This window comes from Brunnivagina elsteri CCALA 953 (assembly GCF_002289455.1).
In the GTDB taxonomy this organism is placed as follows: Bacteria; Cyanobacteriota; Cyanobacteriia; order Cyanobacteriales; family Nostocaceae; genus Brunnivagina; species Brunnivagina elsteri.
This window is the reverse complement of record NZ_NTFS01000004.1, coordinates 21304-44193: the sequence shown is the minus strand read 5'-3', so window position 1 is coordinate 44193 and position 22890 is coordinate 21304. Positions and strand designations below refer to the sequence as shown.

The 22890-nt window shown below is 38.4% G+C and carries 21 protein-coding genes; 12 read left to right on the top strand and 9 right to left on the bottom strand.

Annotated features, from left to right (window positions below):
- A partial coding sequence (gene dpsA / locus CK510_RS00885) for a DNA starvation/stress protection protein DpsA (RefSeq protein ID WP_095719881.1) occupies window positions 1-521 on the bottom strand: 521 nt, incomplete at its 3' end.
- Window positions 522-1169: 648 nt separating this feature from the next.
- On the opposite strand from dpsA, the gene CK510_RS00880 reads away from it, so the two are divergent.
- The 7 genes from CK510_RS00880 to CK510_RS00850 all read left to right on the top strand — a co-directional run bounded on the left by CK510_RS00880 (window position 1170) and on the right by CK510_RS00850 (window position 6862).
- Window positions 1170-1406, top strand: coding sequence for an Asr1405/Asl0597 family protein (locus tag CK510_RS00880; protein WP_095719880.1), 237 nt, complete (start codon window positions 1170-1172; stop codon window positions 1404-1406).
- Window positions 1407-1448: 42 nt separating this feature from the next.
- Window positions 1449-2105 carry a (2Fe-2S) ferredoxin domain-containing protein gene (locus CK510_RS00875; RefSeq protein ID WP_095719879.1) on the top strand — a complete coding sequence of 219 codons (657 nt, stop codon included), beginning with the start codon at window positions 1449-1451 and terminating at the stop codon, window positions 2103-2105.
- A 170-nt stretch (window positions 2106-2275) separates the two neighbouring features.
- Window positions 2276-5050, top strand: coding sequence for a HEAT repeat domain-containing protein (locus CK510_RS00870; protein ID WP_095719878.1), 2775 nt, complete (start codon window positions 2276-2278; stop codon window positions 5048-5050).
- A 38-nt stretch (window positions 5051-5088) separates the two neighbouring features.
- Window positions 5089-5583 (top strand): HEAT repeat domain-containing protein, encoded by a 495-nt coding sequence (locus tag CK510_RS00865; RefSeq protein WP_095719877.1) that lies wholly within the window; start codon window positions 5089-5091, stop codon window positions 5581-5583.
- Window positions 5580-6233 carry a HEAT repeat domain-containing protein gene (locus CK510_RS00860; protein WP_095719876.1) on the top strand — a complete coding sequence of 218 codons (654 nt, stop codon included), beginning with the start codon at window positions 5580-5582 and terminating at the stop codon, window positions 6231-6233. The genes CK510_RS00865 and CK510_RS00860 overlap by 4 nt, the downstream gene beginning before the upstream one ends.
- An 81-nt stretch (window positions 6234-6314) precedes the next feature.
- Window positions 6315-6569 (top strand): type II toxin-antitoxin system ParD family antitoxin, encoded by a 255-nt coding sequence (locus CK510_RS00855; RefSeq protein WP_095719875.1) that lies wholly within the window; start codon window positions 6315-6317, stop codon window positions 6567-6569.
- On the top strand, window positions 6569-6862 hold the full coding sequence (locus CK510_RS00850; protein ID WP_095719874.1) for a type II toxin-antitoxin system RelE/ParE family toxin: 294 nt from the start codon (window positions 6569-6571) through the stop codon (window positions 6860-6862). The genes CK510_RS00855 and CK510_RS00850 overlap by 1 nt, the downstream gene beginning before the upstream one ends.
- Window positions 6863-7040: 178 nt before the next feature.
- Here the strand turns inward: CK510_RS00850 and phnE are convergent, their stop codons facing one another.
- The 5 genes from phnE to CK510_RS00825 form a co-directional block, all read right to left on the bottom strand.
- Window positions 7041-7838 (bottom strand): phosphonate ABC transporter, permease protein PhnE, encoded by a 798-nt coding sequence (phnE, locus tag CK510_RS00845; protein ID WP_095719873.1) that lies wholly within the window; start codon window positions 7836-7838, stop codon window positions 7041-7043.
- Window positions 7835-8578 carry a phosphonate ABC transporter ATP-binding protein gene (locus CK510_RS00840; protein WP_095719872.1) on the bottom strand — a complete coding sequence of 248 codons (744 nt, stop codon included), beginning with the start codon at window positions 8576-8578 and terminating at the stop codon, window positions 7835-7837. Before CK510_RS00840 ends, phnE begins: the two co-directional genes overlap by 4 nt.
- 101 nt (window positions 8579-8679) lie before the next feature.
- Window positions 8680-9651, bottom strand: a complete 972-nt coding sequence (locus CK510_RS00835) for a phosphate/phosphite/phosphonate ABC transporter substrate-binding protein (protein ID WP_095719871.1) — start codon at window positions 9649-9651, stop codon at window positions 8680-8682.
- A 501-nt stretch (window positions 9652-10152) separates the two neighbouring features.
- Window positions 10153-10914, bottom strand: coding sequence for a hypothetical protein (locus CK510_RS00830; RefSeq protein WP_095719870.1), 762 nt, complete (start codon window positions 10912-10914; stop codon window positions 10153-10155).
- Between the two features lie 1893 nt (window positions 10915-12807).
- Window positions 12808-13821 (bottom strand): glycosyltransferase family 9 protein, encoded by a 1014-nt coding sequence (locus CK510_RS00825; protein WP_095719869.1) that lies wholly within the window; start codon window positions 13819-13821, stop codon window positions 12808-12810.
- A 176-nt stretch (window positions 13822-13997) separates the two neighbouring features.
- On the opposite strand from CK510_RS00825, the gene ispD reads away from it, so the two are divergent.
- From ispD to CK510_RS00810, 3 genes are all read left to right on the top strand, one after another.
- Window positions 13998-14684, top strand: coding sequence for a 2-C-methyl-D-erythritol 4-phosphate cytidylyltransferase (ispD, locus tag CK510_RS00820; protein ID WP_095719868.1), 687 nt, complete (start codon window positions 13998-14000; stop codon window positions 14682-14684).
- 303 nt (window positions 14685-14987) lie between these two features.
- Window positions 14988-15521, top strand: coding sequence for an SMC-Scp complex subunit ScpB (gene scpB / locus CK510_RS00815; protein WP_095719867.1), 534 nt, complete (start codon window positions 14988-14990; stop codon window positions 15519-15521).
- A 131-nt stretch (window positions 15522-15652) separates the two neighbouring features.
- Window positions 15653-16000, top strand: coding sequence for a DUF760 domain-containing protein (locus CK510_RS00810; protein WP_095719866.1), 348 nt, complete (start codon window positions 15653-15655; stop codon window positions 15998-16000).
- Between the two features lie 154 nt (window positions 16001-16154).
- Here CK510_RS00810 and CK510_RS00805 read toward each other — a convergent pair whose 3' ends face one another.
- The gene (locus CK510_RS00805; protein ID WP_095719865.1) at window positions 16155-17375 is read right to left on the bottom strand and encodes an HhoA/HhoB/HtrA family serine endopeptidase; all 1221 of its coding nucleotides are present in this window, start codon (window positions 17373-17375) and stop codon (window positions 16155-16157) included.
- Between the two features lie 614 nt (window positions 17376-17989).
- On the opposite strand from CK510_RS00805, the gene CK510_RS00800 reads away from it, so the two are divergent.
- Window positions 17990-18892: a LysM peptidoglycan-binding domain-containing M23 family metallopeptidase gene (locus tag CK510_RS00800; RefSeq protein WP_095719864.1), complete on the top strand. Its 903-nt coding sequence runs from the start codon at window positions 17990-17992 to the stop codon at window positions 18890-18892.
- A 76-nt stretch (window positions 18893-18968) separates the two neighbouring features.
- Here CK510_RS00800 and CK510_RS00795 read toward each other — a convergent pair whose 3' ends face one another.
- Together CK510_RS00795 and CK510_RS00790 are read right to left on the bottom strand one after the other, a co-directional pair.
- The gene (locus CK510_RS00795) at window positions 18969-19994 is read right to left on the bottom strand and encodes a cysteine hydrolase family protein (protein WP_095719863.1); all 1026 of its coding nucleotides are present in this window, start codon (window positions 19992-19994) and stop codon (window positions 18969-18971) included.
- A 501-nt stretch (window positions 19995-20495) separates the two neighbouring features.
- Entirely contained in the window at window positions 20496-21434 is a 939-nt protein-coding gene (locus tag CK510_RS00790; protein WP_095719862.1) for an NAD-dependent epimerase/dehydratase family protein, read from the bottom strand.
- A gap of 249 nt (window positions 21435-21683) precedes the next feature.
- Here CK510_RS00790 and CK510_RS00785 point away from each other — a divergent pair, with 249 nt between their 5' ends.
- Window positions 21684-22832 (top strand): glycosyltransferase, encoded by a 1149-nt coding sequence (locus CK510_RS00785; RefSeq protein WP_095719861.1) that lies wholly within the window; start codon window positions 21684-21686, stop codon window positions 22830-22832.
- The last annotated feature ends 58 nt before the right edge of the window (window positions 22833-22890 follow it).

Genomic DNA, 22890 nt, shown 5'->3' with positions numbered 1-22890 from the left:
AAACTATCTTTTGCTAAGAAGTGAGACAAATGATAAGCTCGTTCTTCAGTTTTGATCAGAATTTGTTCGTACAGATAACGAGTACCTCTATCACCCAAACTCTCTGCCTGAGAAGCTTGACGACGAATCAGCCCAATCATTGCTTGCTCGGCTTTCAGGTCATTTTCTACCATTTGACGACTAGAAAATATACCATCTGGTTCTTGTTCAAAACAGCAAAGTTCTGCCAATTTAGCTAAAGAAGCAACAGGAACTCCACCAAGTCCATCCAAGCGTTCTCCTATCTCATGAACATGTCCTTGAACTTGTCCGTAGCTGTCATTGAAGAACTCATGTAGCGAGTAAAATTCTGCACCTTCAACAACAAAATGGTGCTTTTGGTACTGCAAGTAAAGTGCTTGAAAACTTGCTAGCACAACATTAAATCCTTCGCATACTGGAGTCGTTACACTTTTATCGAGAAGGATAGGATTGTCATAAACTTGACCGAAATTCCGTAACAAAGTTTGTGTATCCGACATTGTTCTCCTCCGTTATTTAACAGTTTTATTTTGAGAAACTGTTTAGTCTCTACATCCTAGCATTCAAAAGTATGAAAAGAACCCTAATCAATATTAAAAAGTTTGGATATTTTTGATGCTATAAATGCATCAATGTTTGATTTTTTGCACAGTTTCTCTATATAAGTAATCATCAAAAACCAAGCATAGTTAAGCCCATCTTGACTTAGGAGCCATAATATGCATAACAAAAATCTGTATCAATTTTGAAAGCTGATGCTTTTTAAGTAAGTATTGACTGGAGATTGGGAAATTAAGGGATTTCCAGAAAATAAAATATTCCAATTATAAATTTACCAACTGTATCAACTGCAAGGGGGGAAGTTAATCTGAAGGGTGGGGTTTTCCCACCCCTACAATAGTGAATAAGCTAATATGCACTTAAGTTTGAAGTCTGAAATGCTTGCAGCAAGGCTCTCACGTTTTAAAACATGTCATTTAGATGCGTCTAAGCTTACCAAATACTTTGTTTATTTTTTTTTAAACCAAATGGGAAAAGTTAGCACTTAAGCTATCCTATATCAAGGGGCTAATTTCTGAGCGTTGTTGATTGTCTGGATTGAATGGGTAGATTTTACTGCAACTTATTCTATTTTGTGAGGATTATTTTTGAGACAACCAGTCATAAAACAAGCGATCGCAATTGATTGGTGCGATCGCTGGCAAGTATTTCACCGTTTGCAAGAGCTAAATATCTGCTGTTGTTGTGAGGCAAATCAACCTTTGGTGGTGGAAATTGAAAGTGCGATCGCAGCTATTCAAATTTGGAGCGTCACACGTCAATTGACTTCTTCCCGTCAACAGCTAATTTCAACTTTGGAACGATGCTGGCATCAGTGTCTATAGCTAATTACTTGTTCTATATTTTACGGTAGTGAGGTTAACACAATGAGTAAATATGACAGTGTAGAAGTGACTCAATTTTGCCTTGAAGGACGTTTTCTCGATTTTGTCATTAAAGATGGCTACAAGCTCAAGGGCTTGATGTTAATGACTGCGGAAAGTGAATTTTATATTAAACTAGCAAAGCATTTGCAGTTTGGGTTTGACTTAAGATTGCCTCCCGGTACTTGGTTACAAATCGTCGGCACAAAAAAATATTGTACTGAGAGTGGTAAAGTCAAATTCAAAGCCGAACGCGTCATGGCATCAGGTTGCGATCGCGTAAGCGAACAGTCGGTTTATCGCGAAACTAATCCAACTCCAGCAGAACCAAGCAATCCAAAACCAGAAAAGAAAGCAGTAATTTTGATGTGTCAAAAATCCGACTGCATGAAGCGTGGAGGTAAAACGCTTTGTCAAAGTTTGGAAAATGAATTAAGCGATCGCAATCTCGATAACCAAGTTACAATCAAAGCGACAGGCTGCATGAAAAACTGCAAAGGTGCGCCAAATTTAGTCATGCCATGCAAAACCCGCTACAGTGGCATTCAGGCTAAAGACGTACCCGCTTTGTTAGATAAACATTTCCCCGAAGTCACTCTCCAGAAACAGCCTACAGAACAACTTCAGGAAAGAGATAGGACAGTACCTATAGTTTGCTAGTTTTTTTTCTTTTATTAATGAGAAAATATAACAATAGTATTTTTACCTAATTAATGGCATCACTTGATGTTGTTTTTGCAAATAATTTCTATTTTCTCTACCTTAGTTGTGAGTCGAGATTGTTGTATCTATAATTTGAATAATCAGCCTCAATACTGAATTTATTTGAGATGGCAGCAACTTCCGAACCAGTCGAACCTGAATTTCATAAATATTTTGCATCCATCAGCAAGAAGTGCGATCGCTGGTGGAATTTTTACACGTTGACGGATACCTTCGATCGGCAATCCCAAGATAAAGCTGGTTTTTCAAGCTTTGATTCACCTTTTGATTCACCTTTTGATTTTGGGTTGATGGTGAAAAAAGTTGTACCCAAGCGATCGCAAAATTTGGGAATTGAGGATAAGAAGAAGGTATGCGATCGTGTACCCGTGTTGGAAGGTATTTGTAAATATTTAGCAGAATCAAACCATGTTTTATTAATCGGCAAACCAGGTTCAGGAAAATCGACAGCATTAACCCGATTATTATTAGAAAAATGTAGAGACGCGATACATCGCGTCTTCTATACCCCTGGAGAGATACATCCCATCTCCCAATCTGGAGAATTACCCCAAATTCCCGTATTAATCGAATTACGGTATTGGCAAAATTCAGTTTTTCAATTAATTGAAGCATTCTTTAACCAACACGAACTACCATTAACCGAAAACGAAATTAAAAGCTTATTATCCCAGCGTAAATTATTGCTGCTAGTCGATGGATTAAACGAATTACCCTCAGAAGAAGCACGACGACAAGTAGCAGCATTTCGTCGAGGGGAATTTTCCCAAACACCAATGATTTTTACCACCAGAGACTTAGGTATTGGGGGTGATTTGGGAATTAAGAAAAAGCTGGAAATGCTACCTCTGACAGAATCACAGATGCGTCAGTTTGTTTTGGCTTATTTACCAGAACAGGGAGAGGAATTATTGCGACAATTGCGCGATCGCGTGCGGGAATTTGGGCAAACACCTTTATTATTGTGGATGCTGTGCGAACTGTTCCGACAACAGAATAGTATTCCGGCAAATTTGGGGATGGTGTTTCGTTTGTTTACTCAGGGATACGAAAATCGGGTTAAACAGGATGTACCGATAAAGAGCGATCGCAATTGGTGGAAACCGCTTTTAGAACATTTGGCTTTTGTGATGATGCAGGGAAAACCAGCGACGGAATTTCGCGTTACTATTCCGAAGCAGGAAGTAAAAATGGTGTTTCAGAAGTTTCTCCAAGAGAAAGTAGCTTATGCAGATGATTTTGCATTGCGCTGTTTGGATGATTTGCTCAACCATCATTTGATTGAAGTGGGAAGTGGAGAACAAATACAGTTTCGTCATCAATTACTGCAAGAATATTATGCTGCGGAATCCTTGCTGCGGTTGTTACCTGAGTTGAGCGATCGCAAATTACAGCGTGATTATTTGAATTTGTTGAAATGGACAGAAAGTATTGCGATCGCGCTAGGTTTAGTGGAGGATGAAGCGCAAGCTGTTCATATTGTGAAGTTAGCGTTGGATGTGGATTTAATGTTAGGTGCGAGGTTAGCAGGGGAGGTAAAACAGAAGTTTCAGGAGAAGACGGTGCGGTTGGTTTTGGGGATAGAGGTTCCTGAATTAATCAAGGTTGAATTTTTAGGTATTACGAAGTCGGAGTTTACTGTTAATTATTTAAATAATTGTTTACAATCTGAAAACTCAGATGTTCGTATTCGTGCTGTAAATATATTAGTTCAAATTGGTAATGAAGCCGCAGTCGATATCCTGAGTACTCTTTTAGATGATGAAGAGTATTACATCAGTTTTCAAGCAATACGTGAATTAGTCAAAATTGGTAATGAAACCGCAGTAAATGCCCTAATCTCTGCCTTAAAAAGTGTACATCCAAACGTTCGTAAGAGAGCAGCAATAGGATTGGGAAAAATCGGTAATGAAGCGGCAGTTCACCCACTAATTGCTACATTAAATGATGAAGATTCAGGAGTCCGTTTCAGTGCCACAAATGCATTAGATAATATTGGTAATGAAGACGCAGTTAATGCTCTGAATGATTCACCTCTATATAAATTTTCTAAAAAAATAGCTTCTGCCCCGCAGGTAGTAGAAGATGAAGATGAAGAGTTAGAGGTTGAACTTGAGAGCAACAAAATATTAGCTAATAATGTTGACTATCAGGTAAAGATAGAATATCTTATTCCTTTATTGAATCATCCAACAAGCAGTGTTTGTATAGGTGCTACAGAATTTTTAATAAAAATCTGTGACAAAACAACTGTCCATTTATTAATGACTGCATTACAAGATGAAAATTCAGAAGTCCGTTGGAGAGTTGCAGAAGTATTAGCACAAATTGGTACTGAAGCATCACCTACAATTAATTCTCTGATTACTGCATTACAAGATGAAAACTCAGAAGTTCGTTGGAGAGTTGCAGAAGCGTTGGGGAATATAGGTAATGAAACCGCAGTCAATCCCTTAATTACTGCATTACAAGATGAAAACTCAGAAGTTCGTTGGAGAGTTGCAGAAGCGTTGGGGAATATAGGTAATGAAGCCGCAGTTAATCCCTTAATTACTGCATTACAAGATGAACATTCATTAGTTCGTTGGACAGTTGCAGAAGCATTAGTAAAAATTGCTACTTATGATATTTTATATCAAATGTGGAAATTCTTATTGTCTGGGGTATACGAAGCCAAGGATATAATTTTAAAAATTCAAGAGAACTACAAATTTTACAACCATGAAATTTTTGATTCTCCTCCAGTGGAAGATGAAACAGAGAATAAATCTCAATCAACTACGACCAATAACTTTTATGCACCTGTCGGTATTGTCAACACAGGAAAAGTAGACATACACGGAAATCAAATCGGCTTACAAGATGGTAAATCAATACAATAAGAAATAGCAGTAATTCAAACTCAACAGGAGAATATTCTGTGGTAAAAAGCATCGATAAACAAACTGTAGTCGAAGTTCTCTGTAAAACTCTCCAAGATTCAACACCAGAAGTACGAGCAAAAGCAGCAGAATCCTTGGGAAAAATTGGTAGTGAAACTGCCGTTCCTGCACTTGTACAACTACTTGAAGATAAGTGCGATCGCGTTCGTTTAAATGTAATTTATGCTTTAGGTGAAATTGCTAGTTCCGCAGCTATCCCAGATTTAGTCAAAATGCTCCTGGATGAAAATCAGCAAATACGCATTTTTACTGTCGATGCATTAGGTAAAATTGGTAGCGAAAAAGTTCTAACTTACTTGTTTCAAGCTTTAGAAGATGAAAGTTCAGAAGTACGTTCCACAGCAGCAAATGCATTAGGACAAATTGGTTTAGAAGACGCAATTCCCAAACTTGTAAACGCATTGAATGATGAAAATGACACAGTACGCTCAAATATTGTCGAAGCAATTGGTAAAATTGGGGCGCAATTGTGACAATTCGTCAAGAATATCTACTGATGGCAGTGGATTCCTTATGCAAGCTTTTATTAGAAGATAAAAATCCACAAATTCGCGCCAAAGCTGCTGAATCATTAGGTAAAATTAGTAGTGAGTTGGCAATTCCTGCACTTTGCCAAGCTTTGCAGCAAGATACAGATATCAATGTTAGGTTTCAAGCTGCTGATGCTTTAGTCTTAATTGTTAATCCTGAATCGGTAAAATTAATGTCAGAAACTCCTAAATATCAAAACAATTTTAATGCTCCTATAAGTAACTTCAATCAAGGAGATGTAAAAATAGAAGGTGATCAAGTTGGAATTCAAAACAACTATGCACCTACACGCAATGTAATTGAACTGACTAATAAATTAGAACAAATACTAGAAACTTTACCTAAAAACAACCCTCCACAAGAATTATTTATTGCGGAACTTGAAGAAGTTATTCAAACATACCCAATTACAAGTGCAGAAGATAAACGCTTATTTAATATTCAATTTGAACAATCAATTAGAACAAAATCACAAATTGCTCAAATATTATTACAAGGAGGAATTGAACTAATTAAAATACTTTGTCCACCATTGGGTATTCCCATCGAAATGGGTAAAAAGTGGTTGAAAACAGCAGAGAAAATTAAATAAATTACGATAAAATAAATCAAAGAACACAATTAGCAGAAAATTTCTTACCAAGAGTAGCTTGTAAATCTACAGGTAAATAAGATGAACATCAACTTAAAACCCGAATACGAACAATTTATTCAATCGCAAATTGCTAACGGTCAATTTACTACTGTTGATGAAGTCATAAATGAAGCTGTTAAATTGTTAGAAAATCGAGCTAATCAGTTAGAAGAATTAAAAAGAAAAATAGTATTAGGTACAGAACAAATCAAGCAAGGTTCTGTAACAGATGGTGAAGTCGTTTTTGAACGTTTACAAGCAAAAATTCGCTCGATTGCTCAGGAAAATGAATAATGAGTAATTATTCATTTTCAGATGAAGCAGTCCAAGATTTAGATAATATTTGCGAATCGATTGCTCGTCTTAATCCTAAAGCATCTAGCAAACTTTTTGATGAGATTCGTCAAAAATGCAAGTTAGTAGCTGATTTTCCGAATATGGGTAAAAGCTATGAACAACTTGCACCTAATTTACGGGGTTTTATTGTTAAGGACTACCTTATCTTTTATTATCCCAGGCAAGATGGAATTGATGTGGTGCATGTAGTTAACGGTTATCGAGATTTAGAGGCTTTATTTTCTGATTAAAAAGTGGTTGGAAACAGCAGAGAAAAATCAGCTATCTAAACCTTATAAATCGGGTTTATCCCCCACACAAAATACCAGAAAACCGATTTCTCCGCTATGAGAAAACTCCAAACGATAGATGATATTGTCGAAACGGGAAACAACAATTTAAGGGCAAACAACCGTGGGTTGCCCTACCCTACATCGAATCTAATTTTCTGCGAATCAAACTACTCAAAAAATCAATAATCGTGACGACAACCAAAAGCACCAACATAAACGTTGTCGCTTTGTTATATTCAAACCCATCAATATAACTCTTCAACTCAAACCCAATCCCACCAGCACCAACTACACCTAAAACTGAAGCTGCACGGATATTATATTCAAACATCCATATTGTGTAACCCAATGCAAGCGGTAATACTTGAGGCAAAATCCCGTATTGAGCAACTTGCAATCTCGAAGCACCAATTACTCCTAAAGATTCTATAGAGCGAGAATTCACTGCTTCTATAGCTTGTTGATAAAATTTTGCTAGATAACCTATAGTATATATAGATAAAGCCAACGTACCCGCAGGTGCTCCCAAGCCAGTTGCAGCGACAAAAATTAAACCGAGAATAATCGAAGGTACAGAACGAACTGTATTTTGTAAGAAATTCGCCAACCACTGTAACCAAACAGGTGCAATATTACTCGCACTCGCGATCGCAATGGGAACTGATATAATCGCCCCAATGGTGGTTCCCCACAGCGACATTTGGATAGTTTGTACCAATGCTTTCCAAGCATTTTCCAAAACACTGAGATTAGGTGGGAAAAAGCGAGAGATAAAGTCTGTAACGTAAAACCAAGAATTATTCAGGGTTTCCCCGTTTATTCCAATACCTTCCAGTGACCAAGCATAAATAAAAACCAGCAAAATGATTGCGGGAATGATAAGTAAATTACCGATCCAAGAATGATTTTTAGTCGTTTTTGCTAGGTTTGTCATTTATATACAGCTTGGTTAAGTTGAGCAAATTGTACCGGGAGATTATCGGGACTACCGTCATAAATAATACATCCATCATCAATCACGATCGCACGTTGAGCATATTCCATTGCCATACCCAAATCGTGCAGCACTGTCACCACAGTAATACCGAGTTCGGTTAAATGTAAAAGCGTTTCCATCACTTGTTTTGCTGCCATCACATCCAACCCAGTGATCGGTTCGTCAGCGAGGAGAATTTGTGGTGATTGGATTAAAGCACGTGCGATCGCAACTCGTTGTTGTTGTCCACCACTCAATAAGCTAGTTTTTTGATAGCTATGTTCCTGCAAACCCATTTCCTGCAACAATTCCATCGCCAAATATTGGTCTTTTTGTGGAAATCCAAATAGAGTTTCCCAAGGTTTTCGTATTCCCAAACGACCACATAACACATTTTCCACAGCAGATAATTGGGGAATTAACCCACCACCTTGGAACAACATACCAATTTTTCGGCGGATTTTTGGTAATGTTTGCGAGTTCATTACAACCCCGTCAATCCGAATATTACCCTTAATTACAGGTACAAGTCCAACAAGCGATCGCAACAATGTAGACTTACCCGCACCATTTAAACCCAACAAAACCACAAACTCACCGCGTCGAATCTGACAATTCACTCCATTCAGAATAGGACGTTTGAGGGATTTAGAATAGATAGTTTCCATATTCTGACAATCGATTACAGTTTCGTTCATCGTTATTTAAGAGAATTGAGAATTGGGAATTGAGAATTGGGAATTGGGCATATGTAGAGACGACCCGATGGGTCGTCTCTCTGGTATTGTTTATGTATTGTTTATTGGTCAATACCAGCACGTTTCAGAGCATCGCGAACTGGTGCAAGGTGACGATTATGGTCAACAGTTACCAATTTAGTCGAGTTATAAAGATTGCGAAGTAACGGATTATTAGCTTTTTGGTTGAGTTTCAACATAGCAGTGATGACTCGATTACGCAGTTCCACTGGAACATCATCATCAATCGCGATACCATGTGCTGGAACTTTTGGGATTTTATGCAAAATCCGTAATCTTGCTCTTTCTTCATTTGTGATGTAGGGAGGAAAAAGTGCATACTCAGACACTGCCGCAACTTCTGCTTGCCCGCGCAATACCGCTTGCAGAGCTTTGCTGTAGTTACCACCATAGCTAACTTGACCAAAGAAATTACCCAAGCGATCGCGGTTTTGGACCAATCCCAATTTGACTAATTCACTAGTGGGGAAAATAAAACCCGAACCGGAAGTAGGTGATGTAAAAGCCATCTTTTTACCACGCAACTGTTCGAGTGTGGCTTTTCCGGTATTTTTGCCTTTGAGCGCACTATTGGCAGGAACGACAAATACTGAGTTATATGTGGAACCACCAGAGTAATTTTCACGCACTTCTGCAAGGTACAACTTAGCATTTGCCAGTTGCTCTGCTTTCAATGCTGGACGACTGCTGAGAAACGCAATGTCAGCACGATTTGCCCGTAACGCTTCTACTGCTGCTGTATCATCACCAACTTGAGCAATGACAGATATTCCTAATTCTTTGGAAAGAAATGCAGCTACTGCATTTGCTTTATTTTGCAAATCGTTAGAATCCGATCTACTAGGAAAAACGATAGTTAAATTTCTAGTACTTTGAGCTACTACTGTTTGCTTGCTTCCCACAGCATAAGGATTTGACCAAACTTCGACTCCAGCAACCGAACTTATAAAAAACCCAGCAAGTGCTGTTAATGTAGCGCTGACTGCGAACAAACTCTTACGACTCCAAGCCATCTGTAGTACTCCTTTAGTAAAAGATTGCAGTAATAATGCGAATAAGTTTCAATACTCTTACTCTAAATTTATAGTCATTTCATTATAAAAGTCAATAATTATCTATATAAATTTTTAAAAATGATACTAATAACTACTTAGTCAGGAGATATACTGCGAACGGCTTAAAAGTTGACTAAATATAGAACCCCTCTCCATAGAGCGTTCCCGTTAGGGTAGCGCTACCTTTGGAATACCCGTAGGGTACCTCTCCCCGTTGGCGTAATCCTGCCGTTAGGCATAGCGGAGAGAGGCTTAAAAACTCAACTTTGCCATACTAAAAAAGTTAAGTTTCTAGCCGTTTTTAGTATATCTAATATTCATAAATTCATAAATTTGTAAGTTCGTAAATTCGTAAATTCGATATAAAAAGTCACCTACAATTGAAATATCCCTGACCTTTTTAAAAAGGCAGGGATAGGAGTAATATATATTTGATTTGGTTAAAAATAAGAAAATAATCTACTTGATATAGGACATTTGATGCAAAGCAACATCAAATGCATATTCTACAGCTTTTGAGTTGCTTGGCAATAATGTCTGCCAAATCCGGTAATCGTTATATGACAAAATTAAATTTGCCATCTCATCAATTTTAATTTTTTTCAATATTCCACATTGTACTGATTCAAACTCATTCAATTTACCACCAGATTCTAATATTTCTGATCCAGCTTGAATAAATTCTTCTAATACAACTCCCATGTATTCTTTACCTACTCCCTCTGTAAAAATTTTTGATGATTTAAAAGCTGTATATTCATTTAATATTAACTGAGAAATTTTTCTTCCTTCCAGATTATCCCAACTGTAAGGAAGCATTACATCAAGATATTCACCTTCTCGATATTGATATTCTAAATACTGATTAATATTTACTGTTTCTTGAATTAGTTTTTCACCTGCTAGCAATTTATAAAGAGGTTCAATACTGGTGCTAACTTTTGAGTCACGAAAGATTTTTTCTTGACTTTTTGGACATTCATATAACAAATAAGTCCAGATACCAGGACATTCAATCTCTGGTCTATTTGCCTGATAGAAAGTCACTGTACCATCTTCTTCACAAGAATAGTAAGCATTATGAATATCAATAAAATCGCATCCACGTATATTAGCTGAATTAATTATTCGTTTTAATAAGCCTGTGATGTGGTAAGGCTGACTTTCTACTTGTACGTATCGTTTTTCAGTAATTACAAAACTATGTAATCTAATTGCCATTTTGTTTATCCCCTTGAGATTAATATTAATTTTTTAGATGCAACTGATTCAAAGCAAGAGGGAAGTTAAAGAACACAAAAAATAACAGTTGTATTTTCCTATACATCAATCTCACCAACCAATATAGCTAACTGATTTGTTAATCAAATAACAAAAACATATCTTGCTTTACCAAGTTTTCTATTTTTGTTCTAGCTCTTTTTTATACTTTGGTGGATTTTTTTTGTTAAATGACTCCAAACTTCCGAACGATTAAAAATTGATTGCAATAACCTTCCATTAAAATGAAATTTCACGCGATCGCATCTCTCTTTTGGAATATTTAAATTCACTAGTACCGCTTGGCGTAAATATGCCTACCATTTAGGGCTTGAATTTAGTCCTCTAAAAGAGGACTTTCGCTATTAGACAGAGGTTTATAACCTCTGGCTCTCTGGCTGTGACGGGTTTGGTATTCACAATAGTCGGTTTACTTGCGCCGTGTGGTACTAGCTGATTTACTAGCTCAATTTATACTACGGAATATATATGATACTTGTGAAAGTGACATATACCCCGACAATCCAAAATTCAGATACAAGTCTGCGAAATCAAGTTAAATGAAAACCTGCTTTCCTAAGCTAATTTATTTGTCTTTACTAGTATTCCCAGAAACTTATTGAAACTAACATTTTTACGAAAAAATTTTAAACTTGTGAAAAACCTTGCTGTGTAAGCTTTTTACTTTCTGGCTGACCTTGATGACGAACCGAAGCTAAAATGTCAGCTTCGATTTGAATCTAAACCTTGCCTATTTTGAGAACTGTAGTTTGAAATCAAGATTGTGAGATTGCTACCCTGCGGGTAGGCACGAAGTGACTTCCGAAGGTAGCCGCGTTAGCGTCTACCTTATGTCGCAATGACAAAACTCCACTTTTCATGATGGACGAGGTTTAACAACCTTGTTTCTAACTAAGAACTACCGATAACTAACGTGCGATCGCAATATTTATCAACGACAAATATCAGCGTTCAATTAGCTCAACAAACAATCCCCATCTAGAAACCACAACTCAATGCACTAACCTTAAAACTCAATACCTTCTTTTGAAGATTATTATCTTAGTTAGACATGACTTGGTTTGTACAGAGGGGTCAGACCATTCATTTCAGCTAATAGCTACATTTCGGTTAATTTGAATCTTAAAATGTAATTAGGACTACATATTTCAGTTATTAAATGTCGTGTTCGGCAGTACTTTTAGAACTTAATAAAATTTAAAAATTAAATATGTGATTGTCACGCTAAGTACTTGATTTTTTGTTTTCCACTATTTTATGCTAAACCTGATTTTAAGCTCGTGCTTTAGTATCAAGCTATACTTTTATCTCAATTTAGTTTGTTAATGGTCATATCAAAATACTCTTGAAGAAGATAAATTACAGAGACATACTCGCTTTTATTTTTCATTTTTATTTTTCAATATCAATGTCTAAAATAATACTATATAAAATGCTTTTGAGACAAATATTACATTTTGTAAAATATCGCTGAATTGTGATGTTAATTCTCTAGTAAACCTCGTCGATGATGAAACCCGGAGTTTTTTAGCGATTCAAATACGTCATTGCGACGTAAGGAAGCAATCTCAAAGTCTTTATGGAAAACTACAGTTCTCAAGATAGACGAGGTTTAAATAAAAATAAACTAACATTAGGGATGATACATTTTACAGACTTATTGTTTTATCTTGTTTGATACGCAATGGTCTTGAGCCAGTGTTGAACGAGAGTAGAGACGCGCTGATGGAGTAGATAAACTATTATTTTTGTGAGAATAAAAATTTGGATTTGGCAGGCAATTTTTGTGCCTGCCTAAGTAGCAAATCAGTGAGATAGCTTTCAGTAAGATTATTAGCCGCCCCAGACTTTTTCTAACACGGTTGCGACAGGAATATCTGTTAATTTGCCAGTAAGTGATTTAATTGCCAGGAATTTATCGCTTTGAGGAAGTAGAGTAGTTGGTTCTGCGGAGCCAAACAAAACAATCGTGTAGGTTTGTACTGCCACACTGAGATGTATGGGGGCACTATCAGTACATAGCATCAAATTTGCACCTGCAATTATTGCGGTTAACTTGCCGATATCATCAGCCAGCATAACTTTGATATTGGGGATAGATTCTTTGATGCTGCGTATAAATACTTCGTCATTGGGTTCGGCAATGACAATTATGGGCATTTCGGGTTGTTTTTGTTGAAAAGCTTGAATTATATGAACCCAATTTTCGACTGGGTAAATGTTATCAGTTCCTCTTATTTGGGGTGAATTCGTTTTCGAGAGAGGTTTTATTTCTTTTGAACTAATAAAACCAGAAGGAGACTCGCTGGATGTACCGTAAATTAATACATATCCAGAATCCTTAATTCCCAGTCGTTTTTGTTCGTTAGTAGCCCATTCAATATCGGATTTTGGAACATTGACTGTTAATTCGGGACAAGGTGAGTTTATACCTATGCCCTTGAGGAGGTCATGGTATATAAAAGGTGCATACTGACGCTTATTGAGAGGCACTGCATGGGTAAGAAAGCCGGAACCTTTACCTTTAAAACCAACGCGGGTAGGTATCCCAGTTAACCAGAGTAGCAAACTGATAAACCAGCTTTGTCCAAAGGTAATAGCAACATCGTATTCGCGATCGCGGATTGTCCCAACCAAGTTACCCCAGTCAGCCAAACTATTGCGATCGCGAAAATCAAACGTGATAACATCCGATACAGACTTACTGACTCGGTAAGCAATCTTTGAACGAGGTTCGGTAACAACATCGATTTGCGCGTTAGGGTAATAGCGCTTGATGTCATCGATAGTCGGAAAGAAGAGAATCTGATCGCTTATTCCACCGCTTACTAGGGCTATTATTCGCATAATATTTGTTTACGCCTATTCACTTTTTATTTTATTAGTAGTTAATGATTAATTAGGTATTGGGCATTGGGGATAGGGATAGGTAAATACCATTAACCGATTAGCTATCAAGCATTAACCACTAATCATTAACCACTAACTACTAACCATTAACTCATCAACTATTAACTAATACTATGTATTTACTAATTCCGGCTGCTGGCATAGGTAAGAGAATGGGGAGCGATCGCAATAAACTTTTGTTAAACTTGCGATCGCGTCCAATAATTGCTTGGACTTTGCTTGCTGCTGAAGCTTCCCAGGCTATTCGCTGGATTGGGATTGTCGTACAACCCGAAGATTGGGACGATTTAAAGAATATTTTGGTTAAATTAAATTTGAAAAAGCCTGTAGAACTAATTGTAGGTGGTTCAACTCGCCAAGAATCTGTTTATAATGGCTTGCAAGCCCTACCCAATGATGCCCAACAGGTTTTAATTCACGATGGGGCAAGATGCCTCGCTACACCCCAATTATTAGATAAATGTGCCGATGCAGCACTAAATTATCCCGGCTTTATTGCGGCTGTTCCCGTCAAAGATACAATCAAAGTAGTTGATGACAGTGGCATAATTCAAAGTACCCCCAACCGCCAATATTTATGGGCAGCCCAAACTCCCCAAGGTTTTGATGTAAATTTATTGAAACAATGTCATGCTGAAGGCATACAGCAAGGCTGGGAAGTCACAGACGATGCCGCATTATTTGAGAAATGTGGTTATAAAGTCAAAATCGTAGAAGGGGAAGAGACAAACTTGAAAATTACCACACCCCAAGACTTAGCGATCGCAGAATTTATCCTTCAGACTAGATTCGGTAATTAGTAGTCAGAATTCAGTAGTAGTAACCCAACATAAATCTACACAATCAAGAGATGTATTTAGAGAACTCCACAGAAAGAAATGCTCTTCTGTAAGTAGCAAGCTACAGCATGACAATAGAGGATCACTCATTTTGTGGCTCACTCTTAATTTAGATTCCGGAATAAATCTAATATACATTTCAGTTAAACAGTGATATAATCCGTGCCACTTGTTATTTGTCCGATTTGTCATTAATGTTATTTGTCAACAGACTGATGACTAATGACCAATGACCAATGACTAATGACTAGAGAACCAAGAAAAATGACTATAGCAGCGACAAAAATCGAAGCGATTCTCTATTTAAAGGGCAAACCCTTGTCCATCGGTGAAATTGCTGAATATGCAGCTTGCGATCGCGCAACAGCAGAAGAAGGAATTATTGAACTAATTGATGAATATGGTCGTAGAGACACAGCCTTGGAGGTTGTGGAAACTTCAGGTGGTTACTGTCTGCAAGTGCGCTCCGACTACCAAGATTTAGTACAAACCTTGATACCAGTAGAATTAGGTGTAGGGGCACTAAGAACATTAGCTGCGATCGCGCTTCACAATCCCATCCGGCAAAGCGATTTAATTAACGTGCGCGGTTCTGGAGCTTACCAACACGTTCAAGAACTAGTCGAACAAGGATTTGTCCGCAAACGACGCGATGGCGAATCCCGCTCCCATTCCCTACAAGTTACCCCTAAATTTAATCAATACTTCCAAATCGACCAACTTCCCCAACCATTCGTCACTCGTCAAGAGGAACGTCAACTAGAATTGGAATTCCAGCCACAAGCAGAAGCAAGCTAGTAGAGACGACTCGGTGAGTCGTCTATCCCCCCATATAAATTCGGAATTCCCATTCCCTTCCAAAGCAATATGCTTCACATAAATGCTATGGTTTAGAGTAGAATTAGCAACTCAGCTAAAAAAAATTGCCAATGGTGTTTGACCCTAACTTTTTAAACGACAACTTCGATGAATACCCAAACGAGCTTCTGAGTGAGAGCTTTGAGGAACATCCCAACCAGTTACTCAAGTACCTGCAACACCAGTCGCCTGACGTTTTAGCGCGTGTCGCCCAGTCTGTCACCCCTGAAATCAAGCAAATTATTTCCCAAAATGTCCAAGGGCTAGTGGGGATGTTGCCTGCGGATAACTTCAATGTCCACATATCTACCGATCGCGACAATTTAGCCGGAATGATCGCATCGGCAATGATGACGGGATATTTCCTGCGTCAGATGGAACAACGGATGCATTTAGACGAGTTGAATAATAATCATTAAGTTAATTGGTAATAGTTAATTGGTCGCAGTTGATAGATAAGGGAATCCCTAAAAATACAATATCCCAACTATAAATTTATCAACCATAACCATTTGTAAGGGCGGGATTACCCCGCCCCTACAATCTACAACATCACTACCAAATAACCACTAACTACTTTGATGGATAGGCACCTGATTCAACTTTATAGCTTTGGATAGCTCCGTCACGATTGACTTCTACTTCTAAAATTTGACCAACCGAACTAGACTCAACTATTTTTTGAACTTGGGCTGCCGTTTTTACCAGCTTGCGATTCACTTTTAAAATTAAATCGCCACGACGCAAACCCCCTTTTTCCGCCGGAGATTTATCAACTATCCCTTTAATTAAAATACCAGTGTCTTGTTTAATTTTGAAATTATTATCTTGATTAATCTGCTGCTTTTTATTAGGGTTTAAATCTATCATTTCTATTCCCAAAAAGGGATGTTCGACACGTCCTTTAGTGAATAATTCATTAGCAATACGAACAGCAGTTTCAATCGGAATTGCAAAGCCTAATCCTTGTGCGTCAGCGCGAATTGCCGTATTCACACCAATAACCTCACCTTGAGAATTTAGAAGTGGTCCACCAGAATTTCCAGGATTAATAGCCGCATCAGTTTGAATAAAACTAACTCGTTTTTCTGGGACACCAACTTGGGCACTAGTGCGATCGGTAGCGCTAATAATGCCAATTGTAACAGTATTATCCAAACCGAGAGGATTACCAATTGCGATCGCCCATTCTCCCGGTATCAAATTTTGTGAATTCCCGACTTTTACCGTGGGCAATTTCTCAGCTTGAATTTGAACTGCGGCAACATCGGTAACAGAATCCACACCTACCACCTTCCCTTCAAAAGACCGACCATCTTTCAACGTCACCTGTACGGTGTCAGTATCAGCCACCACATGGGCATTTGTGAGTAATTGACCATTTTGGCTCAAAATAAAACCAGAACCCGTACCTCGTTCAATTCGCTCTTGGGGTATGGGTTCTTCATTTTCACCAAAAAACCTCTTTAGTAGTGGGTTTTTAAAGGCATCAGAAATTGGATTAGCGACCTTACGGGTTGCATTAATTCGCACAACGGCAGGACCAGTACGCTGAACAGCAGAAGCAACAAAATTTACATTCTCATTACTACCGACAGCCCCAATTACACCACCAACTTTAGGAGTTACATTTGTTTCGGGAACAGAACCCAGGGTTATGCTTTTTAACTCCTGAAACACTCGCTTCTGGGGGATGAGAAAAGAACTGGCAAACAAAACCGCACTACCGCCAAACATACCGCCAATCGTCACCAAAGAGAAATACAAGCCAAGCTGCTTTAAGGAGAACTTCATAGTCATTACACTGAAGGAGAAGTAAATTTAGAAGAAATTCAGAAGAAATGTAAAAAAATGTAAAAGAAATATAAAGCGATCGCTAATTTATAAGTTTAATCAAGTAAAAAGCTAATTAAAAGTTCCATTTGCTAGAAAACCTAACACAGTCAAGGATTTTAGGCTTTATAACTAATTTTTTTGCCACAACCAACTACTCAGTAAGTCACTTGTCAGGATTCATTAGTTCCCCCACATCTCCCATACAATCTTGATTTTAAAATAGGAACTAGGAGTTAAGAAAAAGTAGAAAATTACTTATAGTGCTTTGCGTAACTACTTACTAACCATTCAATACAATCTGATTAAAACCCGACTAAAATCAAACTACAACTTAAAACTAAGTCTCTTCCCACCAGATTTATACTTATGTAACAACCATCCAGGTTTTGTAGGGGTGGGGTCTCCCCACCCTTACGCGTGATAATGTTGGTAAGTATACAATTTGAAGATTTTATTTTCTGGAAGTCCCATACACAACAGTAGATTAGCATTAGTAGCGCCACGCACAGATAATAATAGTCTGTCATACCTAACTAAATTAGATAAATCCAGCTTCACATTTAACTTAATGCATGAAATCATCCTTTACCCATTTCCCTTTATCTCTTCTATTATTAGCTAGCACTGTGGGGATAATATCAACAATTCTGCCAACCACATCGGCACAAAAGACATTAGCGCAAACAGTGTCAAGTTGCCCGACTTCAGCTTTATCACGCTTTTTGCGTCATACCGTGTCCCGTGGTGAAACCTTAGATAGCATTGCTCAACAATACAGCCTGACAAAAACCGCGATCGCGACGATGAATCCAGGATTGCAAAACCGTGGAGTCGTAATCGGCAAGCAAATACTGATACCTCCCTATAATGGCATCATCATCGAAGTACCACGAAATCAGACTTGGCGCGATATCGCCAAAAGATATAAAATTCGTGCAGATGTACTATTCGAGGTCAATGGTTGTCAAAAAAACCCTCGATTCGTCTTTGTACCTGACTCAAATCGCGCCATAGTACGTACTGCAATTCAGTCAGCACCACTCCCTGCTTCTAATTCTACTCCCACAAAGTTCGCAAATTATCCCCTAGCAGATGTAACAAATATTTTGTTAGCCTACGGATGGCAAACAAACCCGAAAACAGGCGAAGTATTTTTTCATAGCGGAATTGATATACTTGCCCCAGTCGGAACACCAGTTAATTCCATCTCTGAAGGGGTTGTGGCGTTTGCTGATACCCAGGGTACATATGGAAATTTGGTAATAATTAATCATGGTAGCGGGTTGCAAAGTCGTTACGCCCAACTAGAGACAATTAAAGTCGCCGTTGGTCAGGAAGTCAAACCAGGTGATGTAATTGGCACAGTCGGAACCAGTGGAAAGCCAACATCAATGCGATCGCACTTACATTTTGAAATCCGTACCAGTTCCGATTTAGGTTGGGTAGCAAAAAAACCCCAAGATTATTTTAAATAACCCTCGTAGAGACGTTCCGGTGGAACGTCTAAAATTTCATTAATTTCATTAATTTCATTAATTTCATTAATCCAATTCAAAATACTAAATCAACCGACTTCACCACATTCATTCCCGCATTTGCAAACCGCATATAAGCATCACTTGCCGCATCGCTATAATCCACAATACCAGGTACAACAACAGGCGAAGTACAATCATCTAACAAATAAACTTTCTTCGCCAAACTCGCATCAACCAATTGAATATCTGTTAACAAATCATCCACAGTCCAAGCAACACAATGACTTTTTGCCTGCCCAGCAATCACCACAGCATCATATTCTAAAAGTTGTTGAATCAAAAATGAGTTTTTTTCAGCAATTATCAAATCATCAAAACTATCCATCACCTCAGGACGTAATATAGAATAATTTTCAGTAAGCGGATTATCACCTTTCATTTCAAATTGTGTTTGACTATTTCGAGCAATACAATGGAAAAATATAGCCTCTTCCACAGCCGAAACTAAAGCATGTCCAATCCCACCTAACATAGAATGATAAGACCATACAGTTAGGGGATATTTGCCATTTTGGCTGAGTTTTTTAACATAATGATAAGCATGTTTTTCTAAAAATTCATAACTATAATTCAAACTAAAAGCAACTGCCGGATTCACCTTCCAAATACCTTTATCAATATCATCTGGTGTAATATTAGTTGCTGCGGGAATCGGATGCTCACCTGCGGAATTAATCCAGAAAATCGGGTGGAAAATTTGCATTGCTGTATGGGTATCCAGCGTTGGTATAATCGTTGTAATTTTTCCTAAATTGCGATAGATAAACTCACACAAACGGACATTATCTTCGATTGCCCCTTTCCCAGATTTTCCACCAACAAATAATTCAAAATCAGGAATACAAAAAGTATTTTGGACATCGATTAGAAGCAAACAAATACGACTTTCATCAGTTGATGTAGGTTGAATATTATGTGTATTTGCCCATTCTCGTGCTTCCGCAGCACGCTGTTGATAAGGTACACGCCAAACTTCACCAACACTATTAGGGTTAAAATGTGAGGGAATCGGAAGTTGAGCTTGATTTTGATTCGTCATCATCAGGATAAAATTATTTTGTAATTTTCTGTTCTTACTATGATGGCTTAGTTTGAGTAGCTTGAGTAGGTTGGGTTAGACGCACGATAAATCTTTGATGCTCAATAAACAATTCAATGAAAGCGTCGTAACCCAACATCAATATTTTGGGGAATTATCTGTCAAAAGACTAATTACAAAAAAATCAGTCTTTTGACAGATAACAAAATTTTGATTTTAATAATTACCCCACCCAAACTAGATAGCTGTAAGCAACGTTAACTTATGCAGTTTTTGAGTAAATATGTTACAAAACATCACAAATCTCGATCACATTTCAGGAAATGCGATTCCTGCGGATAGCTACCCTACGGGAACGCTAAGAGCGAACGCTAACGCGCAAACACAAAAATTTGAATAATGCTTTCGATAAAACCAAAATATTTATTCTTTATTCTCTCAGCGTCCTCTGCGTCTTGGCGGTTCGTCATAAAATACATACGTTCCACCAAAACATTCCTACTAACCGACGGCTTTTAAAATCTCTTCATCAGTCGAAAAATCAACTTCCTTTTTATCCCTTCCCGAACTCATAAAATCATTCTCAAAAGCATCCTTCAACCCCGAAACCAAATTATATTCCGGTTGCCATCCCAACTCACTCATCGCTTTTGTCACCGAAGCAAAGAAATGCTGTACCCGCATCGGAAAAGCCTTACGCTTACCAAAATCGAACTTCTTCGGATCGTAATGAATTATTTTAACTTCATCAGCAGATTTACCAGCCGCGATCGCACAACTACGCGCTAAACCATCAAAAGTGACAAAGCGATCGCCCGAAACATTGTACACTTGTCCGATAGCGTGGGAATTACCCAAAATCCTTGACATCGCTGTTGCTAAGTCCTTCACATGTCCTAACTGGGTAATATGCATCCCGTTGCCAGGAATGGGAATCGGACGATTTCTGACAATGCGATCGAAAAACCACGCTTCTAAATCGTTATAGTTTTGAGGACCGTAAATATATGTAGGTCTAATCGAAGTATAAGGTATATTTTGCTCTACCAAGTAAGACTCTGTATCAAATTTGCCCTTGTGGCGACTTTTGGGGTCAACAGCATCCCCTTCTATATGGGGCATTTCGTCCGATTTCAGGTATACCCCGGCAGAACTCATATATATAAAATGTTGCACCCTGTCTTGAAAAATGTCCGCTAATGGTTGAGTATCAGTAAGTTCCCTACCGTTGTTGTCAAAAATAGCATCGAACTTTTCGCTAGCTAATTTTTCCTGCAATTGGGAAATATCAGTGCGATCGCCCATAATCTGTCCCACCCCTTTCACAGGCACAGGACGATTCCCACGATTGTACAAAACAACCTCATGACCCTGTTCTACCAACAACTGTGTGAGGTAAACACCAATAAAACGCGTGCCACCCATGATTAAAATTCGCATAAATCCCCTCTATTTTGTCTTACTGACCGTTAAATTTAATCTCAACAACGAGGTTATCAGCTTATAGCGTACCTTCGGAACCTGTAAAGGGAGAATTTCGTCGGAAAAACGGTATGGAACCTTACCCATTCATTCATAGGAGAACTTTTGAGTTCACCTTATCCTTCCCACTCCTGTCCACCTGCTATTTAAACTCCAACTATCTCGTAACTTGCACGTATTGTTTTTTACCTATCCCAAAAGTTAGCTGTGCCCTTGAAATATGCTTTAGTGCATGAATGGCTCACACCAAAAGCCACTGGCGGTTCAGAACTCGTCGTCCGCGAAATTCTGAATCACGTTGCTGCGGATTTGTATGCCCTGATCGATTTTGAGTCAGTCAATCCCGATAGCTACCTGTATAAACGTCAAATTGGCACAACTATTCTCCAGCATTTTCCCGCATCCCGCAATGGTATACAAAAGTACTTACCCTTGCTACCATTGGCGATCGAACAATTAGACTTACGCCAATATGACGTAATTCTGTCTTCGTCCCACGCAGTCGCCAAAGGAGTACTCACAACACCAGAGCAACTGCATATTTGCTACTGCCACAGTCCCATGCGTTACGCTTGGGATTTAACATTTGATTACTTGCGTGAAAGCAATCTAGGGAATGGGATACCTGGATGGATGGCTCGTTACCTACTACATCGTCTACGCCAGTGGGACGTAGTAAGTGCTAATCGAGTTGATTACTTTATTGCCAATTCCCAACACACAGCACGCCGAATTTGGCGCTGCTATCGTCGCGAAGCAACAGTAATTTATCCACCCGTTGACATCGATAATTTCCATTTTTCTGCCGAAAAAGAAGATTTTTATCTAATAGTTTCCCGGCTAGTTAGCTACAAGCAAGTATCTTTAATAGTCAAAGCTTTCAACCAACTCCAAAAACCATTGGTAGTGATTGGCACAGGTTCAGAAATGAAAAATATAGAAAAAATATCGAAATCCAATATAACTATACTGGGATGGCAACCCGATGATGTGGTAAAAAAGTATATGTCTGCCGCCAAGGCGTTCGTTTATGCAGCATGTGAAGACTTTGGTATCGCCCTTGTCGAAGCTCAAGCCTGTGGCACTCCAGTAATTGCCTACGGCAAAGGTGGAGCATCGGAGACTGTCCGGGATATTCGCTCCTCACCGCCAGGGACAGGTACGGGTGTTCTATTTAAAGAACAAACAGAAGCGGCGTTAGTAGAAGCTGTAAAAGAATTTGAAGTATATAAAGGAAAATTTGATTTCGAGTACTTGAAAAAGCACGCTACCAAATTTTCCTCCCAAGTCTTTGCACAGCAGTATCTTGAATTTGTCAGTCTGTGCGAAGAAAAGAAAGTCGTTCCTGGTTCATAACATCTCGATAGGTAAGCTTTTGGAAATAAAACCCCAGATGCACCTGTCTAGCTTTAAG

Bases quoted from the DNA above. Each gene is read 5' to 3' on its own strand.
- CK510_RS00875 (WP_095719879.1), top strand. From the start codon at position 1,449: ATGAGTAAATATGACAGTGTAGAAGTGACTCAATTTTGCCTTGAAGGA.
- CK510_RS00870 (WP_095719878.1), top strand. From the start codon at position 2,276: ATGGCAGCAACTTCCGAACCAGTCGAACCTGAATTTCATAAATATTTT.
- CK510_RS00855 (WP_095719875.1), top strand. From the start codon at position 6,315: ATGAACATCAACTTAAAACCCGAATACGAACAATTTATTCAATCGCAA.
- CK510_RS00850 (WP_095719874.1), top strand. From the start codon at position 6,569: ATGAGTAATTATTCATTTTCAGATGAAGCAGTCCAAGATTTAGATAAT.
- phnE (WP_095719873.1), bottom strand. From the start codon at position 7,838: ATGACAAACCTAGCAAAAACGACTAAAAATCATTCTTGGATCGGTAAT.
- CK510_RS00840 (WP_095719872.1), bottom strand. From the start codon at position 8,578: ATGAACGAAACTGTAATCGATTGTCAGAATATGGAAACTATCTATTCT.
- CK510_RS00835 (WP_095719871.1), bottom strand. From the start codon at position 9,651: ATGGCTTGGAGTCGTAAGAGTTTGTTCGCAGTCAGCGCTACATTAACA.
- CK510_RS00830 (WP_095719870.1), bottom strand. From the start codon at position 10,914: ATGGCAATTAGATTACATAGTTTTGTAATTACTGAAAAACGATACGTA.
- CK510_RS00825 (WP_095719869.1), bottom strand. From the start codon at position 13,821: ATGCGAATAATAGCCCTAGTAAGCGGTGGAATAAGCGATCAGATTCTC.
- ispD (WP_095719868.1), top strand. From the start codon at position 13,998: ATGTATTTACTAATTCCGGCTGCTGGCATAGGTAAGAGAATGGGGAGC.
- scpB (WP_095719867.1), top strand. From the start codon at position 14,988: ATGACTATAGCAGCGACAAAAATCGAAGCGATTCTCTATTTAAAGGGC.
- CK510_RS00810 (WP_095719866.1), top strand. From the start codon at position 15,653: ATGGTGTTTGACCCTAACTTTTTAAACGACAACTTCGATGAATACCCA.
- CK510_RS00805 (WP_095719865.1), bottom strand. From the start codon at position 17,375: ATGAAGTTCTCCTTAAAGCAGCTTGGCTTGTATTTCTCTTTGGTGACG.
- CK510_RS00800 (WP_095719864.1), top strand. From the start codon at position 17,990: ATGAAATCATCCTTTACCCATTTCCCTTTATCTCTTCTATTATTAGCT.
- CK510_RS00795 (WP_095719863.1), bottom strand. From the start codon at position 19,994: ATGACGAATCAAAATCAAGCTCAACTTCCGATTCCCTCACATTTTAAC.
- CK510_RS00790 (WP_095719862.1), bottom strand. From the start codon at position 21,434: ATGCGAATTTTAATCATGGGTGGCACGCGTTTTATTGGTGTTTACCTC.